The 7,871-nt window shown below is 72.9% G+C and carries 6 protein-coding genes; 4 read left to right on the top strand and 2 right to left on the bottom strand.

Annotation, left to right across the window (positions count from 1 at the left end; genetic code table 11):
• The 4 genes from EAD98_RS09255 to EAD98_RS09240 form a co-directional block, all read left to right on the top strand.
• Positions 1–727 (top strand): Gmad2 immunoglobulin-like domain-containing protein (locus tag EAD98_RS09255; protein WP_121653641.1); only part of this gene is annotated, 727 nt, incomplete at its 5' end.
• 137 nt (positions 728–864) lie between these two features.
• A complete protein-coding gene (locus EAD98_RS09250; RefSeq protein ID WP_121653640.1) occupies positions 865–1,494 on the top strand; it encodes a TetR/AcrR family transcriptional regulator in 630 nt (209 codons plus the stop codon).
• A gap of 33 nt (positions 1,495–1,527) precedes the next feature.
• Positions 1,528–3,021, top strand: coding sequence for an MFS transporter (locus tag EAD98_RS09245; protein WP_121653639.1), 1,494 nt, complete (start codon positions 1,528–1,530; stop codon positions 3,019–3,021).
• Positions 3,022–3,124: 103 nt separating this feature from the next.
• Entirely contained in the window at positions 3,125–3,916 is a 792-nt protein-coding gene (locus EAD98_RS09240) for a maleylpyruvate isomerase family mycothiol-dependent enzyme (RefSeq protein ID WP_121653638.1), read from the top strand.
• A 42-nt stretch (positions 3,917–3,958) separates the two neighbouring features.
• Here EAD98_RS09240 and EAD98_RS09235 read toward each other — a convergent pair whose 3' ends face one another.
• Positions 3,959–5,158, bottom strand: a complete 1,200-nt coding sequence (locus EAD98_RS09235; RefSeq protein ID WP_121653637.1) for an RtcB family protein — start codon at positions 5,156–5,158, stop codon at positions 3,959–3,961.
• A gap of 375 nt (positions 5,159–5,533) precedes the next feature.
• The gene (locus EAD98_RS09230; protein WP_121653636.1) at positions 5,534–7,531 is read right to left on the bottom strand and encodes a translation factor GTPase family protein; all 1,998 of its coding nucleotides are present in this window, start codon (positions 7,529–7,531) and stop codon (positions 5,534–5,536) included.
• Positions 7,532–7,871: the final 340 nt, after the last annotated feature.

The raw sequence follows: 7,871 nt of genomic DNA, 5'->3' as shown, positions 1-7,871 counted from the left end.
GGCTGGCCGCGCCGGTGCTCATCGCCGCGGTGCTCGTGGGCGGGTGCGGCACCCCACGGTCCGGCGTTCTCGGCCCGGCGCCCACCGCGGCGCCGTCGAGCGCCGCCGCACCCACCGGACCCGACCGGCCACCGTGGCGACGTCCCGGCTGGCGCTGGCCGAACTGGCCGCCGGGCCCACCTCGGCGGAGGCCGCCACCGGAATGGCCACCCTGCTGCCCGCCGGCGTCGAGGTCACCCGGATCACCGACGGCGTGGCGACGCTCGGGCCCATCCCTCCCACCGACGACGTGGCGGAGCGCCGGCGGCTGCGCGAGGCACAGGTGGTGTGGACGCTCACCCAGTTCCCCACCGTGCGGCAGGTCCGCTTCGGCGGCGACGCCCCGGTCGGGCGGGCCGACTACGCGGACCTGCTGCCGCCGATCGTGGTCACCGGCCCGGGTGTCGGCGAGCGCGTCACCGCTCCGCTCACCGTCACCGGCACCGCCGACGTGTTCGAGGCCACGGTGAGCGTCCGGGTCCTGGACGCCGCCGGCCGGGAGGTCGCCACCGGCTTCGGCACCGCGAGCTGCGGCAGCGGCTGCCGGGGCGGGTACCGGGTGGTGATCGGCTGGCGCACCGTCCGCGAGCAGCGCGGAACCATCGAGGTGTACGAGGTGTCCGCCCGTGACGGTTCCCGGATCAACACGGTGGCCGTCCCGGTGCGCCTCGCCCCCACCGGAGGCTGAGCACCGGGTTCACCTGCCGGACACGCGAGAGAAACGTAATCGTTTCGTCCACCCACTGCGACGCAACTCATAAAACCCTGCACGATCGCCGGAACGCGACCTACGGTCAGTACGACATCGTTTCACGGGGGGTCGAGATGCTGGGCGGTCAGCAGGTGGGCGTGGGCGCCGGGGTGCCGGCTGCCCGGTCCGCCCGGTGCAGCGACACCGCCCTGTTCGCCGTGGTCGTCGAGCTGCTGCGCGAGCTCGGCTACGACCGGATGACCATCGACGCCATCGCCGCCCGGGCCCACGTCAGCAAGGCCACCATCTACCGACGCTGGGACGGCAAGACCGAGCTGGTCGTCGCCGCGCTCCGCGACCGGCACGTGGGGGTGCACAACCCGCCCGACACCGGCTCCCTGCGCGGCGACCTGATCGAGTTGCTGCGCGCCACGGCCGCCATCTGCGAGGACGACAGTGACCTGATGCAGGCCTTGATCTTCGCGATGCGGACCAACCCCGAGCTGGAACGCCTGGTGCGCCACCAGGTGCTGCCGGCCGGGCGGGTGGCCAGCACCGCCATCCTGGTCCGCGCCGCCGCCCGGGGCGAGATCCCGCCCGAGGCCGGCGAACGCGAACTGTTCCACGACCTGGCGCCCGCGCTCACCATGTCCCGCATCGTCGCGCACGGTCTACCCGTCGACGACGCGTTCCTCACCCAGGTCGTCGACCAGGTGCTGATCCCGGTGCTCCGCTACCAGCCCGACCGCCCGTCTCAGGCCTGACTCCACCGACGTACGTACACGGAAGGCTTCACCATGCCCGGAACTACCTCGACCGCTCCCGGCGCGCCCGGCGCCGGAACAGCGACGAGCGCGCCGCACCCGCGGCGCTGGATCGCGCTGGCCGTCATCGCGGTCTCGCAGCTGATGGTGGTCCTGGACGCCACGATCGTGAACATCGCACTCCCCCAGGCCCAGGCCGACCTGGGAATCACCGACGCGAACCGGCAGTGGGTGATCACCGCGTACACGCTGGCCTTCGGTGGCCTGCTGCTGCTCGGCGGCCGGATCGCCGACTACTGGGGCCGCAAGCGCACCTTCCTGGTCGGCATGACCGGCTTCGCGCTGGCCTCCGCGCTGGGCGGTCTGGCCACCACCGGCGGAATGCTCTTCGCCGCCCGCGCGTTGCAGGGGGCCTTCGGCGCCCTGCTCGCCCCGGCCGCGCTGGCTCTGCTCACCGTCCTGTTCACCGAGGCCACGGAGCGGGCCAAGGCGTTCGCCGTGTACGGCGCGATCGCCGGCGGCGGGTCCGCCGTCGGCCTGCTGCTCGGCGGCGTGCTCACCGAGTACGCCGACTGGCGCTGGTGCCTGCTGGTCAACATCCCGGTCGCCGCCGTCGCGATCGCCTTCGCCCTGCCACTGGTGCCGGAGAGCCGGGCGCACGGCAACACCCGCTACGACGTGCCCGGCGCGGTCGTCGTCACCGCCGGTCTGGTCTCCCTGGTGTACGGCTTCACCAAGGCCGCCGAGGACGGCTGGGACGCCGCCGCGACGCTCGGGTTCATCGCCGCCGGGGTGGTGCTGCTCGCCGCCTTCGTGGTGATCGAGCTGCGCTCCAACCACCCGCTGCTGCCGCTGCGGATCATCCTGGACCGCAATCGGGGCGGGGCGTACCTCGCGTCGACGCTGATCGGCGCCGGCCTGTTCGGCGCGTTCCTCTTCCTGACCTTCTACTTCCAGGTGGTGCTTCAGTACAAGCCGCTGGAGGCCGGGCTCGCCTCCCTGCCGGTCACCGCCGGCGTGCTGATCGCGGCGGGTGGCGCCAGCCAGTTGATGCCACGGGTGGGCGCGAAGCCGCTGATGGTCGGCGGTGCCGTACTCGCCGCCGTGGCCATGCTGGTGCTGACCCAGATCGACGTGGACACCTCGTTCCTCACCCTCCTGCTGCCCGCCCAGGTCATCCTCGGCATGGGTCTCGGCTTCACCTTCGTGCCGCTGTCCAGTCTCGCCCTGGTCGGGGTGCCGGAGCACGACGCGGGCGCGGCCAGCGCGACGCTCAACGCCACCCAGCAGATCGGCGGCTCGTTGGGCACCGCGCTGCTGAACACCTTCTACACCAGCGCGGTCGCCGCCTACCTGGTCGGTCGGGCGCCGAACCCGGTCAACCAGATCGAGGCGCTGGTGCACGGCTACCGGGTGGCGTTCGGCTGGGGCGCGGCCCTGATCGTGCTCGCCGGACTGGCCACCCTGGTCCTGGTGAAGGTCCGCAAGGAGGACATCCCGACCGGCAACGCCGTACACATGGGCTGAGCCGACCGACACGGCCGCCGGCCGGTCCGCTCCACACACGGGCCGGGCCGGCGGCCCGTCCGGTAACGTCCCGACCACCGTCGAAAATCCGTTGAGGAGACATATGTCCACGGCTGCCGACCAGATCATCAACGCTCTGCGCGCGGGCCACGAGGAGCTCGCCGCGCTCGTCCGGGACCTCAAGGAGGACGACCTCCGCCTGCCGTCGGGGGCCAGCGAGTGGCAGGTGTCCCAGGTGCTCAGCCACCTGGGCAGCGGCGCGGAGATCAACCTCGCGGCGTTGAACGCCGCCCTCACCGGCACGACCGGCCCGGACGGGGACTTCAACCGTGGCGTCTGGGCACGCTGGGACGCGATGCCGCCGGCCGAGCACGCCGCCGGATTCCTCGAGGCGAACCAGCGGCTGGTCGAGGCGTACGAGGGGTTGGACGCCGAGCGCCGTGCCTCGCTGCGGATCGACCTCGGCTTCCTGCCGGACCCGGTCGACGTGGCCACCGCGGGCCGGTTCCGGCTCAGCGAGTTCGCGCTGCACCAGTGGGACGTCGAGGTGGCGTTCAACCCGTTCGCGGCGGTCACGCCCGGGGCGGTGTCCCTGCTGCTCGACCAGATCGGCGGCATGCTGGCGTGGACCAGCCGGCCGCAGGAGCTGGCCGGCCGGGAGGCCACCCTGCTGGTCCGGCTCCACGAGCCGGAGCGGACGTACGGGCTGCGGCTGGGCGAGCGCGTCGAGCTGACCGACGCTCCGGAGCAGCCGGACGGCGAGCTGAGCGCTCCGGCCGAGGCGTGGCTGCGCCTCGCCACCGGGCGGCTGGGCCCCCAGCACACCCCGGACGGTGTGCGGGTGACCGGCCCGGTGAGCCTGGACGACCTGCGCCGGGTCTTCGCCGGCTTCTGAGCGGGTGCCGCGCGGGCCGGTCATCCCGGCCCGCGCGGCCCGTCAGCCCTTCACGCAGACGACCTGCTTGAGGTGCGCCACCACCTGCACCAGATCCTCCTGCTGAGCCATCACCTCGGTGATGTCCTTGTACGCGCCGGGGATCTCGTCGACCACCCCGGCGTCCTTGCGGCACTCGACGCCAGCGGTCTGCGTGGCCAGGTCGGCCGTGCTGAAGGTCCGCTTGGCCTGCGCCCGCGACATCCGCCGCCCCGCCCCGTGCGAGGCCGAGCAGTACGCGTCCGGGTTTCCCCGACCCCGCACGATGTACGACCCGGTGCCCATCGACCCCGGGATGATGCCCAGGTCGCCCCGCCCGGCCCGGATCGCGCCCTTGCGGGTGACCAGCACGTCCACCCCGTCGTAGGTCTCCTCCGCGACGTAGTTGTGGTGACACGAGATCGGCTCGTCGTAACCGACCTGCGGGAAGTGCTCCCGCACCACGCCGCAGAGCAGGGCCAGCATGACGGCCCGGTTGCGCCGCGCGTACTCCTGCGCCCACCACAGATCCCGCCGGTAGGCGTCCATCTCGGGCGTGCCGGCGAGGAACACGGCCAGGTCCCGGTCGGGCAGGTCGGCGTTGTGCGGCAGCCCCCGGGCCACCCCGATGTGCCGCTCGGCCAGCTCCTTGCCGATGTTGCGGGACCCGGAGTGCATCATCAGCCAGACCCGCCCCTCGTCGGCGCCGCCCTGCTCGAGGCAGACCTCGATGAAGTGGTTGCCGCCGCCGAGGGTGCCGAGCTGCCGCTGCGCCCGGGTCTCCAGCTGCGCGACCCGCCGGTCCAGGCCGGCGAACCGGCCCCAGAAGTCGTCCCAGCCGGCCTGCTCCAGGCCACGGACCCGGCGCGGGTCGACCGCCTTCGCCCGCTGGGCGAAGCCGACCGGAATGGTCGCCTCGATCGCGGAACGCAGACCGGCCAGGTCGTCCGGCAGGTCGGCGGCGGTCAGCGAGGTGCGTACCGCCGACATGCCGCAGCCGATGTCGACGCCGACCGCGGCCGGCGAGACGGCCTGCCGCATGGCGATCACCGAGCCGACCGTGGCGCCCTTGCCGAAGTGCACGTCGGGCATGACGGCGACACCCTGCACCCAGGGCAGCGTGCCGATGTTGCGCAGCTGTCGGGCGGCCTGCGGCTCGATGGCGTACGGGTCGGTCCAGACCCGGACGGGTGCCCGGGTGCCGGCGAGCGGAGTGAATCCCATCGTGCTCTCCTCGTGTCGTGCCGGCCGCACGTCGAACGATGACCGGACGTGTTCGCACCCGGGAAGCCGGGTGCGGAAGTGTGTCGGATACGAAAAGGCCGCCCGACCCCAAAAGGGTGGGCGGCGGCTGACGCGCTGGCGTCAGCGGTGGCGCCGCCCTGGCTGCCGACCCTGAGTGGGCCGACCGAGACACCGGTACCGCATGCCGGAGGGCAACGCGGCACCCGCACCTGGCGTGTGCCAGGTGGCCTCGGTGCGATTGCGCTGCGACACGGCGTACTCCCTGCGGTCCGATCGGTCGACCTTGCGGCGATGACGCTAGGCGGGCCGGGCCACGTCCGCAATGGATATTGCGGGCGGGCCCGGCCGTGCCGGCTACCGGCCGACGACCCGGCGGGCGACCGCAAGCAGGTACTCCTTGCGGTCCAGCGGGTTGTGGTCCCACCGTGCCCGGGTGGGGGCCGGGCCGCGCACGGGCCGGTACCGGTCGAACGCGGTCTCGAGCACGCCCTCGCCCCGGGTCAGCGCCGGCAGCCGGCGCTCCAGCGCGTGCACCCGGCCCGCCGGGATCTCGCCCTCCACCAGGTACGACGCACCCTGCCCGGTGGTGTTGGCCGGCACCGCGTCGAGCCGCGCGAGCGCGGGCAGCAGGGTGCCGAGGACGTCGCCCGGCACCTCCAGCCGGAACCGGTGCACCGGCTCGTGCACGCGGGTGCCGGCCCGGGTGAGCGCGGTCATCAGCACCAGCGGGGTGAGATTGCGAAAGTCCCCGGCGGTGCTGGACATGCTCTTGTCGAAGGTGCCGTGGGAGTGGCTCTGCCGGGCCCAGTAGCCGGCGTGGGTCATCGTCACCTCGCAGTCGGGGATCTGCCAGCCGTGCGGACCCTGGCGCAGCGTCCGGTGCACGGTCTCCTCGACGGCGGCGAAGAACGCCGGCGGCATCGAGCCCAGTTCGACGCCGAGCCGGAAGCTCACGCCGGCCCCGGTGGGCGCCGGGGCCACCCGCAGCCCGACGGTGGCCAGGAACGGGTTGGGCGCCACGGCGATCACCTCGACCGCCTCGCCGACGCCGCGGACCCGCTCCACGTGCACCGTGCTGGTCTCCCGGAAGGTCACCGCGACCCCGAAGTCGTCGGCCAGGGTGGCCTGGATGACCTCCTTCTGCACCTCGCCGTAGAGCGAAACGCTGATCTCGTGCTGCCGGTCGTCCTGCCGGAGGTTGATCAGCGGGTCCTGCTCAGCGAGCTGGGTCAGGGCGGCGTGCATCGTGACCCGGTCCGCGGCTCGGGCCGGAACCACGACGGTCTCCAGGGTGGGCGGCGCGAACTGGCGGTCCGTGCCGGCACGCTCCGGGGGTACGCCGACCGGGTCACCGATCCGCGCCTGGGTCAGGCCCCACAGCCGGGCGATGTGGCCCGCGCCGACCGACGACGCCGCGACGTCGGTCCCGTCGGCGACGACGCGTACCGCCGTGACCAGCGAGACGCCGGTCGCGCCGACCCGGATCCGGTCCCGGACCCGGATGGTGCCGGCGAAGAGCCGGACCAGCGCGATCTTCTCCCCCGCCGGGCCGCGCTCGACGGCGAACACGGTGCCGGAGACCGGAGCGTCGTCGTCGCCCTGAACCGTGGGCAGCAGGTCGGTGATCCCGGCGATGAGCGCGTCCACTCCGGCGCCGGTGATGGCCGAGCCGGCGAACACCGGCTGGACCAGCGCGCGGCCCGTCCGGTCGGCCAGCGCGCGGCGCAGCCGGGGGTACGGCAGCGTCGAGGGATCCGCCACCCAGTCGGCCAGCAGCGCGTCGTCCTGCCCGGCGAGCAGGTCGAGCAGCCGGTCGGTGAAGGCGACGTCGGCCGGGCCGTACGACGTGCAGTGGGCGTCCCGCGTGCCGGGCTCCGCCACCGATCCCATCGCCACCACGGCCGGGGTCAGCTTCTCCGCGATGGCCCGCACCACCCGCTCGGGGTCCGCCCCCGCCCGGTCGACCTTGTTCACGAAGATCAGCGTGGGGATGCGCAGCCGGCGCAGCGTGCGCGTCAGCACCCGGGTCTGCGGCTGGACGCCCTCCACCGCGGAGATCACCAGGACGGCGCCGTCGAGCACGCCGAGCACCCGCTCGACCTCGGCGATGAAATCCGGGTGACCCGGGGTGTCGATCAGGTTGACGGTCACGTCGTCCAGCACGAAGGAGACGACGGCGGCGCGGATGGTGATGCCGCGTTGCCGCTCCAGCGCCAGGGAGTCGGTGCGGGTGCTGCCGGCGTCGACGCTGCCGAGCCGGTCGGTCACGCCGACGGCGTACAGCAGTCGCTCGGTCAGGCTGGTCTTACCGGCATCGACGTGCGCCAGGATGCCGAGGTTGAGGGTCTTCACGGTGCGTCATGTCCTTCAGGTAGGCGGCAGGTCCCTTCTGGCCGGACATCGACGCAGCGCGCATTGCTTCTCCCTGAAGTTGGTGGCGGTTTCGGATAGTTCATCAGCCGCTCGTCGGGACGAGCAACCGATTAACCGGGGGCGTCGGAGCGGCTACCCGGTGCCGCGCCGGGCGTCCGTCCGCTGATGAGCCTGATACCTGTGAGGCATAAATATGGGTCTTCTGTTGGGTGTGTGGGTCGATGGTGCTCATCTTCTGGGGAGTTGGGGTCGGTGGCCGCCCAGGCTGAGCATGGCCAGGGCGATCAGGGCGTCGGGTGAGTGAAAGCCGAAGGCCATC

It is taken from the genome of Micromonospora sp. CV4 (genome assembly GCF_003667455.1).
Classification (GTDB): domain Bacteria; phylum Actinomycetota; class Actinomycetes; order Mycobacteriales; family Micromonosporaceae; genus Micromonospora.
The sequence above is the reverse complement of the archived record's forward strand: the minus strand, read 5'-3'. Positions and strand labels throughout refer to the sequence as shown.